The sequence below is a fragment of the Mannheimia haemolytica genome (assembly GCA_900638155.1).
GTDB lineage: Bacteria > Pseudomonadota > Gammaproteobacteria > Enterobacterales > Pasteurellaceae > Mannheimia > Mannheimia glucosida.
Map to the genome: position 1 here is coordinate 176,204 of LR134495.1, position 23,441 is coordinate 199,644.

Below are 23,441 nucleotides of genomic sequence, written 5' to 3' on the forward strand. Positions count from 1 at the left end.
CTTTCTTATTTTAATGAATATATTCACCTCTAAAAACAAATAAAGATTAAAACTGTTTACCTATTATTTATTCACATATATACTGTGAGATATTCCTTTCATAGGAGATCTATTATGCTAAGTAAGCTACAACGCTTTACCTTAATGATAAAAAGCACCATCATTAAGCATCCACTGGAAATTTTATTCGTTACTTACGTCACGATTTTACTTATCAATAATGTGAGCGACTACGAATTAATCAAACGCTTTCAAAATCTAATTGCTCTTTTTCCTATTTGCTTTATTTTGCTTTACCTGATACGCGATACCAAAGCTTATTGGCTATTCGCTCCGATTCCGATAGCAATCGTCTTTTTCTTTGATCAAATTAATTTAACATTATTGGAAGATTCTCGTTATTGGGCTACCATAGTTTGTGCATTTCTTTGTTTGCTTAGTCAATATTGGCACAAAAACAACCATTATTTTGTAGCCGAAACCACTAATAAATTAGCCAACATTACCTTTGCTACCGTTTTATCTGGCATTATTTTTGCAACATTAAGCGCTATTACCATAGCCATTATTGCTTTATTTGATTTAAATAAACAAAACAACTTTCATATTTTTGAAAAATTTGGCATTTTTTCTAGTTTTTGGGCATTCCCTGTTTTATTTTTAACTCTTGAACAACAGACTGCCAATGATTCTAGATATCTAAACCGCATTAGTGAAATGTTACTAAACTGGATTTTGTCTCCGGCATTAATTATCTATACTGCAATTATTTATGCTTATGTAATTTTTATTGCGGCTAAGGGGCAAATGCCAGATGGGGTTGTTGCAAACGTAGCACTTCCCTATTTAGCTTTCGGCCTCGCTATACAAGCGGTGCAATTATTACTAAAAAATGCAAAATGGCAGTGGTTTTATTCTCACTTTACCTATTTAGCACTTTTGCCGTTAACATTAATTTGGTATGCCATCTATATTCGTTTCAGCCATTATGGCTTAACTGAAGCCCGTATTTATTTAGTGATTGGCACAATAACCTTATCTATTTGCTATACCTTATTACTATTTAAACAGTTGGCGCAATATCGTCTCTTTTCTGCAGTGTCGATAGCAATTATTTTAATTTCAGTGTTTATTTTAGATCCGAAAATAGTTGCGCTTAAAGATCAAACCAAGCGGTTGGACAACTATTTGCTAAAACACAAATTATTAGATGTAAATAACAAAATCAGCACAAAAGCTGTACTTAAATACCAAGAATCATTAAATGAAAACCGAGATGAAGCCGAATATTTTTATTCAATGCTCCACTATGTTGCCAGAGGAATGCCTGCTGCACAATTTAAAGAGAAATATGGCGTAAATTCAAGCTACGATTTAATGAATGAAATAAGAGAAAGAAATACTGACCCACGTTATTTTGAAGCTACTAATTCTGAGCTGGTTCGCTTAACTAAAGCAGATATGGCAAATGCTCGTGAATATATTACATTTAGTAGCCAATTATATCGGCCTAATTCATTTTCCCATCAAAAAATAGAAAATAAGCTATGCCAAAAACTCCTTTCTCAAGGTTACTATTTTGAGGGAAATATATTAAATATTGAGTATCAATACTCAGAAACGGCTCAAGACTGCTCTTCAATAACACAAGATCCTACTGAATTTGTTATCTACTTTAAAGGACTTGGGACTACTATTGAATTTAACATTAACGATATTTTGAAAAAAATCTTTGCTAAACATCATTTATCTATTACCCAGCAACACAAAAATGAGGTTTTAGAAAAGATTAAAGGCGATTTACTCAAAATGGATTTAGGAAATTCAGTACTTGGGCTTAAGCATATTGAGTTAAGATTTGAAGACAATATCGGCTATATAGTAGAAAGTATTAGTACACAATATATTATGCTGAAATAAAAGGAGATGCTCGTTCAATTAAATTTGAACGAGCATTTTTCGTTAAAAACTCAATTTAAGCAGCCACTCAAAATTGGTTTCATTTAACCGATACGGCTCTTTCAAGCTCGGGCCGCAGGAATTTGAACCGATACCGCTCATTTTGTAATCCACACACAATATCGTTGAGCCACTTTCTTGTAACTCATAGCTATGGGTTTTAGTGGTCAACTCTTCCTGAGTATAAGACGAAAGGTTAAAGCTAAACGGCTGTTCCGCCACAATAGCGAGATCTTGTGCTTTCACATAATGCGTGCCGAAATGGCTGCCGTTCTCCTGCGGTTTGAGGTAATCCGTGTGGTTTTCTCTCGCATTGAGGCGATAAATGCCGAGCTTTGCCAAATGGTGTTTATCAATATAACTTTCCCGCTCGCCATAGCCAAAATATTCTACTTGGTTATTGGCTTTATTGAGGAAGAAACGCAAACCAAAGCGAGGCAAAAACGGTAAATGTGGCGGGCGTTGGGCTTTGACTTTTATCGTGATTTCGCCTGTGGGCGAGATATGATAAACCACTTCCAGCGTTAAAATGCGGCTTTGAGCGGTAGCTACAATGCCACATTCCGCCACAATGGTAACGCCGTTTTCATCCTGGGTAAGCTCAGAACGATAAGCCCGTGTGTAGCATTTATCGTAACCTGCTTTTTGCCAAAACTCTCGAATTAAGCGGTCGTTATCGGTTGGGGCTCGCCAAATGTTGAAATCAAGCGGTTGTTCAATAATCGGCACGCCGTTTTTCTCAATTCGGCTGAAAATCCCCTTGAGTTTATCGAACGTGTAGCGATATTCGCCATTTTGGATCTGCCATTCATTTGCAAAATTTTGCACAAAAATGACCGCTTGTGGGTTTGCTTTTAACTCAGGTTTTACCATTTTGTTGTTTAATATGAGTTGATCGAACCCTAGATGATGACCTTTTGCCAATAAAGCCTTGCTGTCATTCAAGCGATAATCAAGGGTTAAAAGCTGTAGCTTGTCGTTTGGAGTCGGCAACGCTAAGGCTAAACAAGCGGTCTGATTTGGCTCACAATTTACCGATAGCTGCCCCTGATCAATGGTTGTCCCATTTTCAGTAAAGGTGTAATGAACGGTAAGATAATCGGCAAGGTTGGTAAAATCTAATTGATTTTTCAGCCAAATTTTGCCTGCTTTTAATTCCGCTCGCACAGGTCGATTGACATTTTTAACTTCAAGCAAATTGCTGTGCGGAATGCGGTGTTGGGAAACCAAACCGTCCATACAGAAATTGCCGTCGTGCAAGGTTTCGCCGAAGTCGCCACCGTAGCCGTATTTGTCTGAATTTGGCAGAAGTGGGGCGTGGTCGCACCATTCCCACACAAAGCCACCGCACGCACTGCTGTAGCGTTGAAAGGTTTGCCAATAATCTTCCATATCACCACTCGAATTGCCCATTGCGTGAGAATATTCACACAAGATAAAAGGTTTGTGGTTGGCCGGGTCGGCAAAATATTCCTCTAACCGCTCGGTGCTTGGGTACATCTCGCTGTATAAATCGAGGTTTGAAAGATCGTTTTGATGTGCCGAATGTTGGTAAATTGAGCCTTCGTAGTGGGTTAAACGACTCGGATCCCGCTGTTTTACCCAACAGGCTGCGGCTTCAAAATTTTCACCAAAGCCGGACTCGTTACCAAGCGACCAAATAATAACTGAAGTGCGGTTTTTGTCCCGTTCTACATTGGCTATGTTGCGATCTAAAATCGCCTGTTTGAACAGCGGATCTCTTGCAAAATAACAGAAATTATCGACCGCTTGTTGGCGAATTTCTTCCTGTTTGTTTGGGTTTGACACATTGAGGAAAATACTGTTTTCCGGACTTTCAATATACACCGAACTGGAGCCGTGCGATTCAACATCACTTTCGGCAATCAGATAAAAACCGAGTTGATCGCACAATTCACTAAACCACGGAGCGTTAGGGTAATGGGCGGTGCGAATGGCGTTGATGTTATGGGCTTTCATTAAGCGTAAATCCACCAATGCTTGCTCACGGCTAATGCTGTAGCCGGTTTTCGGGTCGGAATCGTGGCGGTTTACCCCTTTAAATTTAATCGGGGCGTTGTTGAATAGCAGCACGCCATTTTCCACACGGATCTGACGAAAGCCGATTTTTTGCTCAATGATTTCGTTTTGGTAGCTCAAGCGTAGGGTGTAGAGTGTCGGATCTTCCGCATTCCACAAACACAAATTGCAAATTTCTTGGCAAAAATCACCGCTTGTTTGCTCGCAGACTAAGCGGTTTTCAGGGTCGAAAAGTTGAAAATGCACAGCTTCAGTGTGGACGGAAAATTGTGTTTCCACCTTGAGTTTTGCCTTTGAAAGATCGGTGTTTAACTCGTAGCGGATAAAGAAATCTTGCAGGTAGTTTTGCTCACGCTCCAAAATATAGACATCACGAAAAATGCCCGACATTCGGAATTTGTCTTGATCTTCCAAATAACTGCCGTCACACCATTTTAGCACCACCACGATGAGGCTGTTTTTGCCCTGTCTAAGCTGTTGAGTGATGTCAAATTCATTGGTGCTGTGGCTGATTTGCCCGTAGCCGACAAATTCGCCGTTTACATAAACAAACAGGCACGAATCTACGCCCTCAAAATTCAGCAAATAGCGTTTGTTAGGCTTGGAGTTAAACATGATTTCACGCTGATATACCCCGCAAGGGTTTTGGTGTGGTACATAAGGCGGATCAAACGGAATCGGGTAGTTGATGTTAGTGTATTGATGGGCATCAAAGCCTTGGGTTTGCCAGTTAGACGGCACGGGGATTTTGTGAGCAAATGTGGTGTTGAGGAAATCCTCCGGCAGATTGTGCGGGCTTGGATAGAAATTAAAATTCCAATCGCCATTTAGCAAAGTAAATAACTCAGATTGTTCCCGTTCCAACTGATTCGGCGTTTGTCCTTTAGCAAACGGAATAAAATAAGCGTGGTGTGGAGTGGTATTAAGGTGCAACACGCTCGGGTCTTGGTAGTAATTCAGTAACGACATAAAAGCCCTATGATCAAAAAGATATAAATACGAATACTTTAATTCTCTTATAAAATAGGGCAATTAACTATGTGAAAAATTGTGAGGCGGATCACAAAATAATTTCCTCACCTTTTTCCTCCGATTCCGTTATAATCACAAGAATTTTTTATGTCATTTTTCAAGGAATTTACCAATGTTATATCCAAGCGAAGAATTTTTATATGCACCGGTTGAGTGGGTTGATCACAGCGAAGGTTACAGCGATATTCGTTACCACAAATCAAAAGACGGAATCGCCAAAATCACCATTAACCGCCCGGAAGTACGTAACGCTTTCCGTCCGCAAACGGTAAAAGAGATGATTGAAGCCTTTGCTGATGCCCGTTTTGATGAAAAAATCGGCGTTATCGTATTAACCGGTGAAGGCAAATATGCGTTCTGTGCCGGCGGCGACCAAAAAGTGCGTGGAGATTACGGTGGTTATAAAGATGAAAGCGGTGTGCATCACTTAAACGTATTGGATTTCCAACGTGATATTCGTACCTGCCCGAAGCCGGTTGTAGCAATGGTTGCCGGTTATGCGATTGGTGGTGGGCACGTTCTGCATATGTTATGTGATTTAACCATTGCGGCAGATAACGCCAAATTCGGTCAAACCGGCCCGAAAGTGGGGTCATTTGACGGCGGTTGGGGTGCAAGCTATATGGCACGTTTAGTCGGTCAGAAAAAAGCGCGTGAAATTTGGTTCTTATGCCGTCAATATAATGCACAAGAAGCGTTAGATATGGGCTTAATCAATACCGTTGTGCCTTATGCTGATTTAGAAAAAGAGACTGTGCGTTGGTGTCGCGAAATGCTACAAAACAGCCCGATTGCCTTACGTTGCTTAAAAGCAGCATTGAATGCAGATTGTGACGGTCAGGCTGGCCTGCAAGAGCTTGCTGGTAATGCAACAATGTTGTTCTATATGACAGAAGAAGGGCAAGAAGGACGCAATGCGTTCAACGAGAAACGTGAGCCAGACTTCAGCAAATTCCGCCGCAATCCATAATTGACGGCAAATACAAGCGGTTCGATTTTGCAAAAAATTTGCAAAAATCGACCGCTTACCTTTTCTAATTTAAGTTAATTTTATGTCAGATGTTGAGTTAAACGAGCAGAGCGAGCAAGAGCCTGAGCAAAAACCGAAAAAGCGAAACTATTTCCTTTCAACCTTATTCAAAATCGGGGTGATAGGAGCTTGCAGTATGGCTTTTTACGGCATTTATTTAGATGGTAAAATCCGCAGCAAAATGGATGGGCAGATATGGGAATTACCGGCTGAGGTGTATGCTCGTATTGAAAGCATTAAAATTGAAGATAACTTGACACTCGAGCAAACCAAGCAGGCTTTGCTGGATAACGGCTATCGCCAAGTTTCTCAAGTTGCGACACCAGGTGATTTCAAAATTGAAGAAAATCAGCTGGTGTTGCTACGCCGAGCTTTCCCGTTTCCAGAAACACCGGAATCGCAACGAGTGCTTCGTTTAACTTTCAAACAAGATAAATTAACTTATATTGAAGATTTGGTGCAGGGTAAGTTGATCGAGGAGTTCCGCTTGGATCCGAAATTACTGGCGTTACTGCATTCCGATAGCGATGAAGAACGTCAAGCATTACGCTTACAACAATACCCTCGCTTGTTAATTGAATCGCTAATTTTAACCGAAGATCGCCGCTTTTATCAGCACGATGGGATTAGCCCAATCGGTATTGCCCGTGCATTAATCACTAACTACCAAGCCGGCAGAACGGTGCAAGGTGGGAGTACCTTAACGCAACAGTTAGTAAAAAACTTGTTCTTAAGCAATGAAAGATCGTTGGTGCGTAAGGTAAATGAAGCGTTAATGTCGGTGATTTTGGACTTTCGCTATGATAAAAACCGCATTTTAGAAACCTATCTCAACGAAATTTATTTAGGGCAGAACGGTAGCTACCAAATTCACGGTTTTGCATTGGCAAGCCAATTCTATTTTGGCCGTCCGATTCAAGAGATTAGCTTAGACCAAATTGCGTTATTGGTGGGAATGGTAAAAGGTCCGTCACTGTATAACCCGTGGCGAAATCCGCAAGGAGCGGTAGAGCGGCGTAATGTGGTGTTAAGATTGTTGTTGGATCATCAAGTGATCAACCAAGAACTTTACGACCTGTTAAGCTCCCGCCCGCTTAATATTCGTGAAAAAGGCACGATTTACCGTGAGCAACCTGCCTTTATGCAGGCATTAACCATTGATTTGAAAAATGAGTTAGGCGAAATTAAGTCAGCTCAACTTTCCGGTACTAAAATTTTTACGACCCTTGACCGTAAACAGCAACGTTCAGCCGAACAAGCAGTGATTACCGGTTTGGAAGATCTGGAAAGTAAAAATAAAAAAGTCAGCGATTTGCAATCGGCGATTGTCGTGGCGGAATACCGCACAGGTAAAGTGAGGGCAATAGTAGGAGACCGCTTAACCCAATTTGCCGGCTTTAACCGTGCGATTCAGTCAAAACGCCAAATCGGTTCTTTAGTCAAACCATCGGTTTATGCGATTGCCTTGGCACAGCCTGAATTATTCCGTTTAAATACACCGATCCAAAATAAACAAATTTCAATTAAGGTTGGTTCAACCTACTGGACACCCCGTAACTATGATCGCAGTTTTAGTGGCTCGGTGATGTTAATGGACGCCTTAGTCCGCTCTCTGAATATTCCAACGGTGAATATTGGTATGAAAGTTGGCTTAAAAAAAGTCATTGCCAAACAAAAAGAGATGGGCTGGGATAATGCAGAAATTCCACCTTACCCATCAACCTTGCTGGGTTCATATTCGATTTCGCCTTACGATGTAACACGTTCTTACCAAGTCATTGCTAATGAAGGGCTAAAAACACCATTAACCACCATTGAGGCAATTATTTCTCACAATGGTGAAATGTTCTACCAGCGAGACAATGCCAAAGTAAGTGAGCAAGTGCTTCCGGCAGAAGCTGCGGTGCAAACAATGTATGCGATGCAGCAGGTTGTGGAACGAGGCACGGCTCGTAGCTTACAAAACGATTTTGCCAAACTGAAATTAGCCGGCAAAACCGGTACGACCAATAATGCTCGAGACACTTGGTTTGTGGGAATTGATGGCGAACACGTCACGACCGTCTGGCTGGGTAAAGATAACAATGGGGATACCAACCTCACCGGTTCAAGTGGTGCATTGTATGTGTATAAGCAATATCTTGAGAGAGCCTTGCCTCAGGCGTATAGATTACCGAAACTTAATACGATGCAATGGGTGGGGATTAATAGTTATGGTAGCTGGAATTGCGATAGTGGCAGACAAATTCCAGTTTGGCGAGATAAAGGGCAACGTTATTGTACCAGTGCTGGTAATGTAGTGGCTACAGAAAAACCAAGTGTTTGGGATGCACTTTCGCTGAAAAAAGAAAATATCGAGGCTAAAGCAGAAGAAGCTGAAGGGAAGCAACCAATCCCTACTGAAGAAGTTGCACCAATTGAATAAAAATAAATTTGATAGCCATTATCATTCAAGATGTATAAGTTGATAGGTTCCACCTATAAAAAGTATATATTATAACCATTTGCTAGTTTTCATTTTGGATTGTAATATAGTAATAAATTAAATAAGCAGTATCTAATTTAATTTTTCAAGATTAACAATTAAGAGGAGCATATTATGGCAATGTCAAATATCGGTTTAGATAAAGAAGTCGCAAAAAAATTAGCAGATGAGTTAAATGGTTTATTAGCTACTTACCAAGTGTTTTACACTAATGTACGTGGCTACCATTGGAACGTACGTGGTGTGAACTTCTTTGAATTACATGCAAAATTTGAAGAAATCTACGATGATTTAGTGACAAAAGTAGATGAAATTGCAGAACGTATTTTAACCTTAGGTCACACACCTCAAAATGCGTTCAGCCAATATTTAACCAAGTCACAAATTCAAGAACATATTGGTGTTTCAGCTGCACAAGAATGTTTACGTGGTACTTTAAATGGTTTCAAAACATTACTAGGACAACAACGTGAAATTCTTGCTCTAGCAAATGATGCAAACGATGAAGGTACTGCCTCTCAAATGAGTGATTACATCAAAGAGCAAGAAAAATTAGTATGGATGTTCACTGCAGCTTGTGCTGAATGTTCAGACTACGCACAAGGCTGTTCTTGTAACTAAGTTGCAATAATATAATTAACCCCTGATAATTAAAAATTCTCAGGGGTTAATTTTTTAGATGGATATGTCGCAAGGATTTCAATTTAAGCAGTTTTTTATTCAGCACGACAAATGTGCTATGAAGGTAAATACAGATGGTATTTTATTGGGAGCGATTGCTCACATAAAAGATTGTCAGAATATTTTAGATCTGGGTACAGGTTCTGGTTTAGTAGCACTTATGCTTGCTCAGAGAACAGATGATTGTTGTCACATTACTGCGTTGGAACTTGAACCAAATGCCTACCAACAAGCGGTCGAAAATGCCCAAAATTCTGCATGGGCAAATCGGATTTCCGTTTTGCAAGGTGATGTGATGCAGCAGGCATTTGAACAGAAATTTGACTTGATTGTTAGTAACCCTCCTTATTTTGCAGATTCACTTGCAGCTCGAACCTCAGAAAGAGATTTAGCTCGCTCAATTAGCCATTACAGCCACTTGAATTGGCTGGCAAAAGCAAAATCATGGTTAGCAGAGAACGGTAAAATTACTCTGATTTTACCAATAGCAGCTGCAGAAAAATTAGTTGATCAAAGTGAACAAATTGGATTGTATTGTGTTGAACAATGGTTAATTTTTACTAAGGCCGGCAAATTGGCTAAACGCAGTGTAGTGAATTTTAGTTTAAACAAGCAAACATGTGAACATAAAGAGCTGATCATCTACGATCTAGATAATTGTTACACTACTGAATTTAAAAGACTTACCCAAGATTTTTATTTGAATTTTTAATTTACTCCCCAGATTAGGGGGTTGCCATAAATTTCCTTCAGCTTCTATGAGCTAGCCCTTAAACTAAAAAGCGGATTACCACCCAAGATAATCCGCTTTTTAGACTTAGCTATTATGCCAAGCTTGCTACCATCACCGCCTTAATAGTGTGCATTCGGTTTTCGGCTTGCTCGAATGCCACATTTGCGGGCGATTCAAACACCTCTTCCGTTACTTCAATGCCGTTTGCCAGTGCAGGATATTTTTCGGCGATCTCTTTGCCGACTTTAGTTTCACTGTTGTGGAACGCCGGTAAGCAGTGCATAAATTTCACTTTCGGGTTGTCGGTTGCTTGCATTAATTCAGGCGTTACTCGGTAAGGCATTAATAAATCAATACGTTCAGCCCAACTCTCTAACGGCTCACCCATTGAGACCCAAACATCCGTATGCACAAAATCTACACCTTTGATTGCAGCCTCAATATCTTCGGTTACCGTCATTCTTGCCCCCGATTCCGCTGCAAATTTTTCACACATTTTCACGAATGATTCTTCCGGTAATAAGGCTTTCGGGGCGCAAATCCGCACGTCCATACCCAATTTCGCACCAATCAATAGTAGCGAATTGCCCATATTATTGCGAGCATCGCCGATATAGACATAACTGATTTGGCTAAGCGGTTTTTCGCAGTTTTCGATCATAGTTAGCACGTCCGCCAACATTTGAGTTGGGTGGAATTCATCGGTTAAACCATTAAACACCGGCACGCCTGCATAATCGGCAAGTTCTTGTACCACCGATTGTTTAAAGCCACGATACTGAATAGCATCATACATTCTTCCTAGCACTCGGGCGGTGTCTTTCATTGATTCTTTATGCCCGATTTGCGAGGAGGTTGGGTCAATATAGGTAACGTGAGCCCCTTGATCGTAAGCTGCCACTTCAAAGGCACAGCGTGTCCGGGTCGAGGTTTTCTCAAAAATTAAAGCGATATTTTTACCTTTTAATTTTTGCTGTTCTGTACCTGCATATTTCGCACGCTTTAAATCACGAGCCAAGTCTAATAAAAAGCGGATTTCACGCTCGGTGTGATTTACTAAACTTAATAAATGTCTGTTTTTTAAGTTAAATGCCATTTTGTTTCTCCCTGTAAACATTAAAATTTATTTTATGCAAAATAATTGCATAAAAATTCACTTTTGGCAAACAGAATTTGCTTATTTTTAACTAAGGTAAATAAAACCACCCCTAAATATAACGAATTGAAATTTTAGCATCTTGAAACGTAATCTCAAAACGAGTAAATTTGCTCATACTCCCCTTTATAGTTATTTATTTTTGATTTATTTCAAAGTAATAAAAAATAGCTAGGAGTAAACTCACACCTAGTAAATATCTTTTAATTTTTAATGAGGTTCTTATGCTTTATGCAGAATTTTTGCTTTTATTAGCCTTTTTATATGCAGGTAGCCGCTTTGGTGGTATCGGTTTAGGGGTGGTTTCCGGCATCGGCTTATTTGTTGAAGTGTTCTTCTTGGGAATGCCGCTTTCCGCTCCACCAATTAGTGTGATGTTAGTAATTTTAGCTGTGGTAACTTGTGCTTCTATTTTGGAAGCGGCAGGCGGTTTAAAATTTATGTTACAAGTTGCCGAACGTATTTTGCGTAGCAACCCAAAGCGTATTACATTTCTTGGACCACTTGTAACTTATCTGATGACCTTAATGCTCGGTACAGGGCATTCAGTTTACTCCATTATGCCGATTATCGGTGATATTGCCTTAAAGAATAAAATTCGCCCAGAGCGTCCGATGGCTGCAGCCTCTGTTGCCTCACAACTAGGAATCACCGGTAGCCCGCTTTCTGCCGCAGTTGCCTATTACTTAACCGAAATCGTTAAATTACCGGGATTTGAAGGGGTGACTTTATTAAATGTAGTAGGGGTAACTATTACTGCAACCTTCTGTGGCGTGATTGCGATGTCATTATATAGCTTACGCCGTGGTAAAGAGTTGGAAGACGATCCTGAGTATCAACGTCGTATGCAAGACCCTGAGCTACGTAAACAAATCGAGCAAACGAGTGCAACATCTTTAGACGAAAAACTGCCATCAAGTGCGAAAAACTCGGTTTATCTATTCTTAGCTGCTATTGCAACCATTGTGATTATTGCAATGATTCCATCCATTAAGCCAACTGTCGCAGCTACAGGCAAAGTTGCCGGTATGGATCAAATCATTCAAATCGTGATGTTAACTTTCGGTGGTTTAATCTTAATTTTAACCAAAACCGACCCGAAAAAAGTACCAAACGGTATTGTATTCAAATCCGGTATGGTAGCAACCATTGCAATTTTCGGGATTGCTTGGATGAGCGATACTTACTTTACCCACGCGATGCCGGCGTTCAAAGAAGGGGTAACAGAAATGGTTCGAGCCCAACCTTGGACATTCGCCTTCGCCTTGTTTGCGGTATCTGTAGTAGTAAACAGTCAAGCCGTAACCGCAAAAATGTTATTACCGGTAGGCATTGCAATGGGCTTGCCTGCTCCATTATTAGTTGGTTTAATGCCGGCAACTTATGCTTACTTCTTTATTCCGAATTATCCGTCTGATATCGCAACCGTTAACTTTGACGTAACCGGTACCACTAAAATCGGTAAATATTACTTCAACCACAGCTTTATGGCTCCGGGTTTAGTTGGCGTAATTACTGCCTGTATTGTCGGTATCGCCGTTGCAAATGTGCTAATTTAATTTTAACAAAAAAACAAGCGGTCAGATTAAGTAAATTTTTTACCAAATCTGACCGCTTGATTATTTACTGCAAAACCAATTAGGCTTTGTTAAAGAGTTTTGCATCTAACGAGTATTTTCCGCCACCGATAAAAATATAGGTTAAGAATAATACCGAATACACGCCTGCTAATTCACCGCCGTTTAATAAAGGTAATAGCACATTGCCTTGAGCTCCGTGAACAATGAAGAACGCGTATGCCATCATACCTGAAAGGATAAACGCTGTTTGGCGGGTAAATAGACCTAAAATAAAGAAAATTCCGCCCACAATTTCCAAAATACCGCCTACACCATAAATGGAGGCAAGAGGTACGCTGCCGTTTCCGTTGGTCATCGACATTGGAAATTCAAAAAATTTCGCTGTGCCGTGTAATAAAAACATATAACCGGCAACAACACGGGTGATTAAAAACGCTAAAGGTTGTAAATTCGTTAAAGTAGAGTTCATTTGCTTTCCTTAAAATAAATTGTGATATAAAGGTCAATTGATTGAGGCAGGCATTCTATTTTAAAAACCTATACTTCACAATCCAGCCGTAATGAAATAGATTATTTACCATTAATAAACAATTAAGCCCTCGCCAACACCCAAACTTGAATTTCCACTACCCCTGCTTTTAATAACTCTGCACAAATTGCATTTAAAGTTGAGCCGGTGGTAAGCACATCATCAACAATCGCCACTCGTTTATAGGCTTTTAACGGTTGATAGCAAAACGCCCCACGTAGATTTTTCCGCCGTTCAGCAGCGGTCAATTCTCTTTGTGAGACGGTTGCTCTTATACGTTGCAAACTCTGTGTATCCAGCGGAATCTGTAACCACTTTGCCAGCCAATTACACAATAATTCACTTTGATTAAACCCTCTTTTCCAATGCCGTTGCCAAAAAAGTGGCACAGGCATAATTACTTCAGGCAAGCTCAGAACTTGTTCCCGTTGAGCTTGCTTAATTGCCAGTAGTAATTGTCGGGCGAGGGCTTGATCCCACCAATACTGTTGCTGAAATTTGAATTGATGTACCCAATGCGAAAGCGGCGGTCGGTATTCATTTACTCTCACTAACTTATGCCATTTCGGTTCATTTTTTAAACAATATCCACAACTATTTCGATACTCCACCGCACTCATTCCGCAATGACGGCAATAAGGCGTAGGCTTTAGCAGTTTTTGGCAATGGCTGCAAACACCTTGCACACCAATAGCAAGTGGATTATCACAACGAAAGCAACGAAACCCAAAGAGATTCACATTTCCTCCTTTTATTTGCAGATTATCAAATTTAGCCTTATTTTTTCCGGCTATTTTTGTGACATCGCTCGAAAAAAGAGTAAAATCTCCTCATTCACACATAAAAGGAAACCGAGATGAAATCCCTCCAAAAACCGATCAAAATTGTCTTTTTCGATATTGATGACACCCTCTATGTAAAACATAAAGCCTATATTCCAAAATCAATTACCGAGCAGGTATTACCTCGTTTAAAAGCCAAAGGTATTATTCCGGCAATTGCCACCGGCAGAAATCACGGCTGCTTTCCTGAAGCCCTAAAACCTTATTTAAACCCGGAAACCGGTTTTGAGCTGTTTGTTACCATTAACGGGCAATATAATTTCTATAAAGATCAAATGATTAGTGATTATTCGTTAAGCCGTGAGCAAATTGAACGCATCATTGAAAAAGCCAATGCCTTGGGTATTCCGTATGCGTTTATTACGCCAATGACCGTTGCGGTTTCCGCCACAAATCCGATTGTGCACGAAGCAGTTTTACCGATCACACCGAATTATTTGATCGATCCACACTACTACGAAAAAGAGAAAATTGTGCAAATGTTGCTGTTCTACACCGAAGAGCAGAAACAAGCGGTCGAAAACAGCGGAATTTTTGCAAATGATTTAAAAGAGGCTCGCTGGCATTCGCATGCAGTAGATATTCTTAGAAAAGAGAACTCGAAAGCACGCGGTATTCAAGATGTATTGGCGACATTGAATATTGAGATTGAAAATGCGATGGCATTTGGCGATGGCATTAACGACTTGGAAATGCTCCCGACCGTAGGGGTTGGTGTGGCAATGGGTAATGGCGTGCCAGAATTAAAAGCGGTGGCAGATTTCATCACCAAGCCGATTGAGGAAGACGGTATTCTATACGCCCTTGAAACGCTTGAGGTGATTTAAAAAGCAAGCGGTTGTAAATTTTTCTCCATTTACAACCGCTTGTAATTTTTATTTACGCCTAAATAACTTATCGCCTGCAATCGCTAAAATCGCCCCACTGACGACCACCAGCGCCCCAAGATAACTGATCCAATTCATATCCGGCTTGGCAAAAATATGCGGATAAAAATAGTGGCTAAGGTTGGAAAAGATCATCGTAAAAATCGGCAACATCGTGGTTACAATGCTAACCTTTGAAGTATCCCAATGATTCAACGCCTCACCGTATGAACCGTAGCCAATTAAGGTGTTCAAACAGCAATAAATAAAGCAACCCCACAGAAAACCGTCCTCAAGATTGCCTAACTGTGCCGGTGAGGCAAACGGTAACATCAGCAGAGAACAGCCGATGTAAATAATAAACAGCACTTGCTGAGAGTTAAATTTCGCTAATAATAATTTTTGAGCCACGCCGTATAGCACCCAAATCAAGCTGGCTCCGGCACTCAATAAAACTCCGAGAGCGTAGGTGTTGAGCTGCAAAATTTCAGCAAATTTATCGTTAAAAAATGCGACAAGCCCGACTATCAATAATATAAAGCCGATCTTTTGAAACAAGCCGAACTTTTCTTTAAACAACAATACGCCTAATAGAATCATCGAAAATGGAGCTAACTGCCACAATACTTGGTTGGTGGTAGGCGAAACATAGTGCAGAGCCTCTGCAAACAAAAAGAAATTTGCCGACAAACCGCATACTCCTAACAAAATTAGACCAAATTCTTTTTTACTACAAGCGGTCAATTTGGGTAAACGTTTTGCAAATCCTAGAATCAACAATAGCCCTACTGATGCCACAACGAACCTAGCCCAAACTAAAGTTTGTGCATCTATCACTTTCAATACTTGCTGGGCGGCAATCGGTAACGTTCCCCACGTCATTGCTGCGGTTAATGCAAGTGAAAAACCAAGTAAAGGGCGTTGTTTCATTGCTGAAATTCCTTTTTCTATTCTATGTTTTCTATATTTGGAAATCTTAAAATACAAAAAACCTCGCCATTGGCGAGGTCTCTTATTGATTTTGAAATGATTAGTCAGCGATGATGCTTACATATTTACGGCTTTTCTCGCCTTTCACTTCAAATTTAACTTTACCGTCAGCAGTTGCAAATAAAGTGTGGTCTTTACCCATACCTACATTGCTACCCGCGTGGAATTTAGTACCACGTTGACGAACGATAATGCTACCTGCTAATACAGATTCACCACCGAAACGTTTAACACCAAGGCGTTTAGCTTCAGAATCACGACCGTTACGAGTTGAACCACCAGCTTTTTTAGTTGCCATCTTCTAGATCTCCTCTGAAATTATGCTTGAATCCCAGTGATTTTCACTTCTGTGAACCACTGACGATGACCTTGTTGTTTACGGCTGTGTTTACGACGACGGAACTTAACGATTTTAACTTTCTCGCCACGACCTTGTGCTACAACTTCAGCCACTACTTTTGCACCTGCTACAACCGGTGCACCGATTTTAACATCTTCACCATTAACGACCATTAACACTGAGTCAAATTCAACTTTCTCACCAGTTGCAAGTTCAAGTTTTTCTAAACGAACTACTTGGCCTTCGCTTACTCGGTGTTGTTTGCCGCCACTTTGGAAAACTGCGTACATATTTACTCCGCTATGTGCCAACTGCTTTTGCTTTTAGGCACTAAATTAATTCATAAAAATAGGGTTGCAATTCTACGGAAAAAGATTCGAAAGAGCAAGAGCGATTTTGAGAATTTTTTGAAATTTGCAAAAAATGGTAAAAATACTACCGCTTGTTTCAACTGCGACTAAAAAACAATAGACTGCTCCGATTTTACAACAAAATCATAATTCTTTTTTGAACACGGACTAAATTAAGGTAGAATCTACCCAATTTTTGTCTTACTTTTATGGATTCGATGGCTGTGCAACTTTCATTAGAACAAATTCAAGCCCTTGCAAATGAAGATATGCAAGCGGTAAATGCAGAAATTTTGGCTCAACTTAATTCGGAAGTTTTACTGATTAATCAGCTCGGGCATTATATTATTGCCGGCGGCGGGAAACGTATTCGCCCGTTAATTGCGGTGCTTGCGGCTCGTGCGTTGGGTTATGGTGGTAAAAAACACATCACGGCGGCTGCTTTTATTGAATTTGTACATACTGCTACACTTTTGCATGATGATGTAGTCGATGAATCCGATATGCGTCGTGGCAGACCGACTGCAAACGCCCATTTTGGCAATGCAGCCAGTGTATTGGTAGGAGATTTTATCTACACCCGCTCGTTCCAGATGATGACGGATTTAGACTCTCTGAGGGTGTTAAAAGTGATGTCTGCCGCCACCAATGCGTTGGCAGAAGGGGAAGTTCAGCAATTAATGAACGTGAACGACCCCAACACCACTGAAGCGAACTATATGCGGGTCATTTACAATAAAACTGCCCGTTTGTTTGAAGCGGCAACCCAATGCGTGGCGATTGCTGCCGATGCTTCTGAAGAAATTGAAATCGCATTAAAAAATTACGGTTGCTACTTAGGCACGGCATTCCAGCTGATTGACGATATTTTAGACTACTCCGCTCAAAGCGAAAGTTTAGGCAAAAACGTAGGTGATGACTTTGTGGAAGGTAAGCCAACCTTGCCATTGCTCCACGCAATGCACGCTGCCGACAAAGCAGGCAAAACTACTCAAGCAGAGCTGATTCGCAATGCCATCGAAAACGGCGGCGAATTGGAACAAATTCCACAAGTATTGGCAATTATGCAAGAACATCAATCTCTGGATTATGCCATGCAAAAAGCCCGTGAAGAAGCCCAAAAAGCGGTGGATTCATTAGGGGTTTTACCGGAAAGCGAGTACAAACAAGCCTTGGTTTCATTGGCGTATTTATCGGTGGATCGCTCTTATTAATTTGCAAAAAATCATATAAATTTAACCACTTGTAGGGGCAAATGATATTTGCCCCATAACCTATAATTCTTTTGGGCAAATGTTATTTGCCCCAACATAACAATGACTGAACAAAACCAACAACCCCAAGAACATATTGAAAGCGTACGAGCGAGACGCCGTGCTCAAAATCAGAAAAAAGACCCGAATGCCCCGTTTGTGCGTGAGAAATTAACGCTGCCAAACGGGCATAACAAATTACTGCTGCACTCTTGCTGTGCCCCTTGCTCGGGTGAGGTAATGGAGGCTATTCACGCCTCCGGCATTGAGTTTACGATCTATTTTTATAACCCGAACATTCACCCGCTGAAAGAGTATTTGATCCGCAAGGAAGAGAATATTCGCTTTGCCGAAAAGTGGGGTATTCCGTTTATCGATTTAGACGATGACTACGAAAACGACCGCAAAGAGTGGTTCAAAAAAGCCAAAGGAATGGAATGGGAGCCGGAACGAGGCATTCGTTGCACAATGTGCTTTGATATGCGGTTTGAAAAAGCAGCGGAATACGCTCACAACAACGGTTTCCCTGTATTTACCAGTTGCTTAGGCATTTCCCGATGGAAAGATATGAACCAAATCAACGACTGTGGTCACCGTGCAGCAGCCAAATTTGATGACGTGGTTTACTGGGACTACAACTGGCGTAAAGGTGGCGGCTCACAACGAATGATCGAAATCAGCAAACGTGAACGTTTCTACCAGCAAGAATACTGCGGTTGCGTCTATTCGTTAAGAGATAGCAACAAATGGCGGTTGGAAACAGGGCGTCAGCGGATTGAAATCGGTAAGCTCTATTACTCACCCGATTAAATGTTACTTTTCTTTGCTTCGCCAAAGAAAAGTAACCAAAAGAAAGGCGGCCCGAACGTGTTTGAATTGGTAGGAAAATTTACTCTGAGCGAAGCGAATGTAAATTTTCCGTGAAACCAATTCAAACTAAGTGAGGATAAGCGGTGAAGTAGGGGTGTTTCTTTGGTTACTTTCTTTGCACAAGCAAAGAAAGTAACGAAAACTCAGATATAGATTTCAACTTAAAAATTTACAGAAGGAATAATAACAAATGTCAAAATTCGCTATGGTTTTCCCCGGTCAAGGCTCACAAGCGGTTGGAATGCTTGCCGACCTTGCGCCACAATATCCAATCGTGGAAGAAACCTTCAAACAAGCAAGTGATGTGCTTGGCTATGACTTATGGGATTTAGTGCAAAACGGTACTGCCGAAGAGTTAGGGCAAACCCACCGCACTCAACCTGCGTTGCTTGCCTCAAGCGTGGCACTTTTCCGCATTTGGCAACAAAAATTCCCTGAGCAAAAACCAGCCGTGATGGCAGGACATAGCTTGGGGGAATACTCAGCATTGGTGTGTGCCGGTGTGTTGGATTTCCAAGATGCGATTAAATTGGTCGAATTGCGTGGTCGTGCAATGCAAGAGGCTGTTCCGGCTGGTAGCGGTGCGATGTTTGCGATTATCGGCTTAGACAACGAAAGCATTATCAAAGCCTGCGAGCAAGCAGCAAACGAGACCGGTGAAATCGTCTCTGCGGTAAACTTTAACAGCCCGGGGCAGGTTGTGATTGCCGGAACAAAAACAGCTGCCGAGCGTGCCGGAGAACTGTGCAAAGAAGCAGGTGCAAAACGTGCGTTACCATTAGCGGTGAGCGTACCTTCACACTGTGCTTTAATGAAACCGGCGGCAGAAAAATTAGCCGAAGCCTTGCAAAATATTGAGCTAAATCAACCGCTTGTCCCTGTTATCAACAACGTGGATGTGGCAGTGGAAACAGATGCCGATACCATTCGTAATGCACTTGTTCGCCAACTTTACAGCCCTGTTCGTTGGACGGAAACCGTTGAAAAAATGGCACAAGATGGCATCACTACTTTATATGAAATCGGTCCGAACAAAGTCTTAACCGGTTTGGCTGGTCGTATTGTGAAAGAATTATCGGCAAAAGCGGTAAACGATGTTGCCAGCTTTGAGGCGGTTGAGGCTTAATTTTCAGGAGCGTAAAATGAGCAAAGAAACCCTCTTTATGCTAACCAGTGCATTGATTGCCTTAGTGATTTTACCTTTAGCTTATACTGTTGGTATCGCTAAAGAAACATTAGACGTAAATATGGGAATGTTAGTCATTGCTGCCGGTTGCTCATTTTTAGCCTATTTTTTAAGTCTAAACCCCAAAATCCGCCACGCCTTTATCGGTGGCTCGGCTATTACAGCTGCCGCTATTCAAGCTTGGGCATTATATGGTGTGCTGTTAAGCAATAGCGATCCAAAAGGGGCGGTGGTATTGTTCCAAATGTATCTGTTTAGTAGTTTAGGGCCACTGGTTTTTTCAGCCATTTGGGCATTTACTCGCCCTCGTTGGATTTATCCTAAACAAGGTAGTGCGGTGAAATATGCCTTATTTGGTGGCTTAACGACCGTGATAAACTACTTTATTACCCTTTTTATTTTTTATATTCTGACGTTATAACGTCATACTAAGGAGAATTTATGAGCAAAATCGCATTAGTCACGGGAGCAACCCGTGGAATCGGCAAAGCGATTGCCGAAGAATTGGTAGCAAAAGGCTACATCGTAGTCGGCACCGCAACCTCTGAAAAAGGAGCGGAATCCATTTCAGCTTATTTAGGTGAGAACGGCAAAGGCTTAGTGCTAAATGTTGCCAATGCAGAATCCATCGAGAGCGTATTAAAGCAGATCAAAGAGACCTTTGGCGATGTGGACGTGTTAGTCAATAACGCCGGCATCACACGTGATGGCTTATTAATGCGTATGAAAGATGACGATTGGTTCGACATCATTCAAACTAACTTAACTTCGGTTTATCGTTTATCCAAAGCGGTATTACGCCCGATGATGAAAAAAGGCGGGCGTATTATCACGATCGGTTCGGTGGTCGGCTCAATGGGCAACCCAGGGCAAACCAACTACTGTGCTGCCAAAGCAGGCTTAGTTGGTTTTTCTAAATCTTTAGCGAAAGAAGTAGCAAGCCGCGGCATTACGGTAAACGTGGTCGCGCCGGGTTTTATTGCCACCGATATGACCGATGAATTAAACGAAGAACAACGCAATGCAATTCTTAGCCAAATCCCAGCCGGCGAACTCGGCTCTCCACAAGATATTGCTAAAGCAGTCGCTTTCTTAGCCAGCGATGATGCTCGTTATATCAATGGAGAAACCCTGCACGTTAATGGTGGCTTATATATGAGCTAATCCGCTACAAGCGGTCTTTTTTCAACCGAGCTTTGTAAATTCAGAGTTCGGTTTTGTTATTTGTTATTTTGTGTTATCACCTGCTTTATAGGTGAAAAAGTGTGAATATGTTATGACTAGAAATACATTAGTAGTAGGCTTTTTATTGTTTGCTATTTTCTTTGGTGCCGGCAATCTGATTTTCCCACCAAAATTAGGTTATGAAAGTAGTACAGAATTTTTCTCAGCCATTTCAGGCTTTGTTTTAACTGGAGTAGGGCTTCCTCTACTCGGTATTATCGTCAGTGCATTTTATAATGGAGGCTATAAATCTGCATTAGACAAAATCCATCCTTGGTTTTCTTTAGCATTCCTAACTTCTATCTATTTAGCGATCGGGCCATTCTTTGCCGGTCCACGCACGGCAGCAACTGCCTATGAAATGGCGATAATGCCGTTTTTAGGAGACTCCAGCCAAATATCAATGTTAATTTTTACCTTAATTTACTTTGCTCTTACCCTATGGTTAGCGCTAAATCCAAGTAAAATGGTTGATCGCATTGGTGCAATTCTTACTCCGATCTTGCTTATCACCATCATTGGATTAGTTATTCGAGCCGGCTTTATTTTAGATGCCGATCCACAAATCATTACGTCTAATACGAATGAACAATCTTACTTTTTTAAAGGTATGGTTGATGGCTATCTAACTATGGATGCACTTGCTTCGTTAGCCTATTCGGTAATTGTATTAAATGCTATTCGTGGGAAAGGGGTAAGCCAAGCCGCATTACAACGCCAAACAGTTGCTGCTGGCTTAGTTGCAGCAGTTGCTCTAGCCGTAATTTATATTTCATTAGGTTGGATTGGTAATAATATGCCAATTAGTGCAGACACACTTTCGATGTTATCAGAAAGAAAATTGGATCTAGGCACTTACATTCTTAACACTGTGACTACCCAAGCCTTTGGTGAACTCGGACGTAGTGTCTTAGGAGTGATTGTTTCACTTGCCTGTTTAACCACTGCTGTCGGTTTAGCCGTATCAGTCAGTGAATACTTTAATGAAATTTTTCCGAAAATTTCATATAAAGTTTATGCTATCTTATTTACTGTGATTAGTTTTACTGTTGCTAACCAAGGATTAAAAGAAGTTATTAGCAAATCCATTCCGGTATTATTAGTTCTCTACCCAATAGCAATGACTGTCATTTTAATGTTGCTGATTAATTTAGTGATTAAACTTCCGTTGTCTGCACAACGTCTATCACTCCTATTAGTGACAATTGTAGCGATAGCTTCAGTTGCCGGTGTCGGGTTTACCGAAAACTTGCCTCTAAAATCTTACTCGATGGAATGGCTACCTTTCGCTATCATTGGAGCTATTATTGGAGCAATTATCCACCCGCTTACCGGTCGAAAGCATAAATAAAGTAAAGGCAGTGAGCATTCACTGCCTCTTTTTTAGGAGAGAATAATGCCTGAATTACCCGAAGTTGAAACCAGCGTTCGTGGTGTATCGCCCTATTTGGTTGGGCAAACTATTGAACAAATCATCGTTCGTCAGCCAAAGTTACGTTGGGCGGTGAGTCCTGAATTAAGCCAAATGGCAGGGGCAAAAATTACCGCAGTAGAAAGACGTGCCAAATATCTGATTATCCGCACCGACAAAGGCGATATTTTGGTGCATCTAGGAATGTCCGGCTCGCTCGGGATTTTGTCTCAAACCGCCGATATCGCTTTCGGTAAGCACGACCACATCGATTTAGTCACCACCAACGGCACAATTTTACGCTACAACGACCCTCGCAAATTCGGTTGTTGGCTGTGGGCGGAACAAGCGGAAACGCACGAACTGGTTGCTAAACTTGGACCGGAGCCACTATCAGAGGCGTTTACAAGCGGTTATCTTTTTGCAAAAAGTCGCAAAAAAACCACCGCTTGCAAGCAGTTTATTATGAATAATGACATCGTGGTCGGCGTGGGTAATATTTACGCTTGTGAGAGCCTGTTTATGGCAGGTATTCACCCTGAACTTGCCGCCCAGAACTTAACCGAAAAACAGTGCGAACGTTTAGTAAAAACCATCAAAGAAGTACTAACGAAAGCGATTATTCAAGGCGGCACAACACTGAAAGATTTTATCCAACCTGATGGCAAACCGGGCTATTTCGCTCAAGTGTTGCAAGTGTATGGAAGAAAAGGGGAAGCCTGTAATGACTGCGGAAAGACAATTGAAACCAAAGTAATCGGGCAGCGTAATACCTATTTTTGCCCAAAGTGTCAGAGATTGCCGAAATAATCTAATAATAAACTCTCTCCCCCTGAGGGAGAGAGACAGCTTGTTGAAACGTTAAGTGAAACAAGCAGAGAGAG

General features: G+C 41.2%; 21 protein-coding genes. 14 read left to right on the top strand and 7 right to left on the bottom strand.

Features of this window, described 5'->3' with window-relative positions:
- The first annotated feature begins 114 nt into the window (after positions 1–114).
- Positions 115–1,920: a DUF4153 domain-containing protein gene (locus tag EL242_RS00950; RefSeq protein WP_126301158.1), complete on the top strand. Its 1,806-nt coding sequence runs from the start codon at positions 115–117 to the stop codon at positions 1,918–1,920.
- A gap of 42 nt (positions 1,921–1,962) precedes the next feature.
- Here the strand turns inward: EL242_RS00950 and EL242_RS00955 are convergent, their stop codons facing one another.
- Positions 1,963–4,968: a glycoside hydrolase family 2 TIM barrel-domain containing protein gene (locus EL242_RS00955; protein WP_126301159.1), complete on the bottom strand. Its 3,006-nt coding sequence runs from the start codon at positions 4,966–4,968 to the stop codon at positions 1,963–1,965.
- A 175-nt stretch (positions 4,969–5,143) separates the two neighbouring features.
- On the opposite strand from EL242_RS00955, the gene menB reads away from it, so the two are divergent.
- The 4 genes from menB (at position 5,144) to EL242_RS00975 (ending at position 9,939) form a co-directional block, all read left to right on the top strand.
- Positions 5,144–6,001, top strand: a complete 858-nt coding sequence (gene menB, locus EL242_RS00960; RefSeq protein ID WP_126301160.1) for a 1,4-dihydroxy-2-naphthoyl-CoA synthase — start codon at positions 5,144–5,146, stop codon at positions 5,999–6,001.
- 82 nt (positions 6,002–6,083) lie between these two features.
- Positions 6,084–8,486, top strand: coding sequence for a penicillin-binding protein 1B (gene mrcB, locus EL242_RS00965; protein WP_126301161.1), 2,403 nt, complete (start codon positions 6,084–6,086; stop codon positions 8,484–8,486).
- A 174-nt stretch (positions 8,487–8,660) separates the two neighbouring features.
- Positions 8,661–9,167: a Dps family protein gene (locus EL242_RS00970; RefSeq protein WP_126301162.1), complete on the top strand. Its 507-nt coding sequence runs from the start codon at positions 8,661–8,663 to the stop codon at positions 9,165–9,167.
- 58 nt (positions 9,168–9,225) lie between these two features.
- Entirely contained in the window at positions 9,226–9,939 is a 714-nt protein-coding gene (locus tag EL242_RS00975; protein ID WP_172595332.1) for a tRNA1(Val) (adenine(37)-N6)-methyltransferase, read from the top strand.
- A gap of 112 nt (positions 9,940–10,051) precedes the next feature.
- Here EL242_RS00975 and EL242_RS00980 read toward each other — a convergent pair whose 3' ends face one another.
- On the bottom strand, positions 10,052–11,056 hold the full coding sequence (locus tag EL242_RS00980) for an ornithine carbamoyltransferase (protein ID WP_126301163.1): 1,005 nt from the start codon (positions 11,054–11,056) through the stop codon (positions 10,052–10,054).
- A 284-nt stretch (positions 11,057–11,340) separates the two neighbouring features.
- Between EL242_RS00980 and EL242_RS00985 the strand changes: the two genes are divergently transcribed.
- Positions 11,341–12,675 carry an anaerobic C4-dicarboxylate transporter gene (locus EL242_RS00985; RefSeq protein ID WP_126301164.1) on the top strand — a complete coding sequence of 445 codons (1,335 nt, stop codon included), beginning with the start codon at positions 11,341–11,343 and terminating at the stop codon, positions 12,673–12,675.
- A 79-nt stretch (positions 12,676–12,754) separates the two neighbouring features.
- On the opposite strand, the gene EL242_RS00990 is transcribed toward EL242_RS00985, so the two are convergent.
- Both EL242_RS00990 and EL242_RS00995 read right to left on the bottom strand, forming a co-directional pair.
- Positions 12,755–13,165 carry a DoxX family protein gene (locus EL242_RS00990; protein ID WP_021279633.1) on the bottom strand — a complete coding sequence of 137 codons (411 nt, stop codon included), beginning with the start codon at positions 13,163–13,165 and terminating at the stop codon, positions 12,755–12,757.
- Between the two features lie 122 nt (positions 13,166–13,287).
- Positions 13,288–13,965, bottom strand: coding sequence for a phosphoribosyltransferase family protein (locus tag EL242_RS00995; RefSeq protein WP_126301165.1), 678 nt, complete (start codon positions 13,963–13,965; stop codon positions 13,288–13,290).
- Positions 13,966–14,081: 116 nt separating this feature from the next.
- Between EL242_RS00995 and EL242_RS01000 the strand changes: the two genes are divergently transcribed.
- Positions 14,082–14,894 carry a Cof-type HAD-IIB family hydrolase gene (locus tag EL242_RS01000; protein ID WP_126301166.1) on the top strand — a complete coding sequence of 271 codons (813 nt, stop codon included), beginning with the start codon at positions 14,082–14,084 and terminating at the stop codon, positions 14,892–14,894.
- Between the two features lie 48 nt (positions 14,895–14,942).
- Here the strand turns inward: EL242_RS01000 and EL242_RS01005 are convergent, their stop codons facing one another.
- The 3 genes from EL242_RS01005 to rplU form a co-directional block, all read right to left on the bottom strand.
- Positions 14,943–15,863, bottom strand: a complete 921-nt coding sequence (locus EL242_RS01005) for a DMT family transporter (protein ID WP_126301167.1) — start codon at positions 15,861–15,863, stop codon at positions 14,943–14,945.
- Positions 15,864–15,963: 100 nt separating this feature from the next.
- Positions 15,964–16,221, bottom strand: a complete 258-nt coding sequence (rpmA, locus tag EL242_RS01010; protein WP_006249511.1) for a 50S ribosomal protein L27 — start codon at positions 16,219–16,221, stop codon at positions 15,964–15,966.
- 20 nt (positions 16,222–16,241) lie between these two features.
- On the bottom strand, positions 16,242–16,553 hold the full coding sequence (gene rplU, locus EL242_RS01015; RefSeq protein ID WP_006251992.1) for a 50S ribosomal protein L21: 312 nt from the start codon (positions 16,551–16,553) through the stop codon (positions 16,242–16,244).
- Between the two features lie 278 nt (positions 16,554–16,831).
- On the opposite strand from rplU, the gene ispB reads away from it, so the two are divergent.
- From ispB to mutM, 7 genes are all read left to right on the top strand, one after another.
- Positions 16,832–17,827 (top strand): octaprenyl diphosphate synthase, encoded by a 996-nt coding sequence (gene ispB / locus EL242_RS01020; protein WP_126301168.1) that lies wholly within the window; start codon positions 16,832–16,834, stop codon positions 17,825–17,827.
- A 102-nt stretch (positions 17,828–17,929) separates the two neighbouring features.
- Positions 17,930–18,676 (top strand): epoxyqueuosine reductase QueH, encoded by a 747-nt coding sequence (locus EL242_RS01025; RefSeq protein WP_021279635.1) that lies wholly within the window; start codon positions 17,930–17,932, stop codon positions 18,674–18,676.
- A 250-nt stretch (positions 18,677–18,926) separates the two neighbouring features.
- Positions 18,927–19,862 (top strand): ACP S-malonyltransferase, encoded by a 936-nt coding sequence (fabD, locus tag EL242_RS01030; RefSeq protein ID WP_126301169.1) that lies wholly within the window; start codon positions 18,927–18,929, stop codon positions 19,860–19,862.
- Positions 19,863–19,878: 16 nt separating this feature from the next.
- A complete protein-coding gene (locus EL242_RS01035) occupies positions 19,879–20,343 on the top strand; it encodes a hypothetical protein (protein WP_126301170.1) in 465 nt (154 codons plus the stop codon).
- A 20-nt stretch (positions 20,344–20,363) separates the two neighbouring features.
- Positions 20,364–21,086 (top strand): 3-oxoacyl-ACP reductase FabG, encoded by a 723-nt coding sequence (fabG, locus tag EL242_RS01040; RefSeq protein WP_126301171.1) that lies wholly within the window; start codon positions 20,364–20,366, stop codon positions 21,084–21,086.
- A gap of 112 nt (positions 21,087–21,198) precedes the next feature.
- A complete protein-coding gene (gene brnQ, locus EL242_RS01045) occupies positions 21,199–22,497 on the top strand; it encodes a branched-chain amino acid transport system II carrier protein (protein WP_126301172.1) in 1,299 nt (432 codons plus the stop codon).
- A gap of 45 nt (positions 22,498–22,542) precedes the next feature.
- Complete coding sequence (mutM, locus tag EL242_RS01050; RefSeq protein ID WP_126301173.1) at positions 22,543–23,367, top strand: bifunctional DNA-formamidopyrimidine glycosylase/DNA-(apurinic or apyrimidinic site) lyase; 825 nt, start codon at positions 22,543–22,545, stop codon at positions 23,365–23,367.
- Positions 23,368–23,441 lie beyond the last annotated feature (74 nt).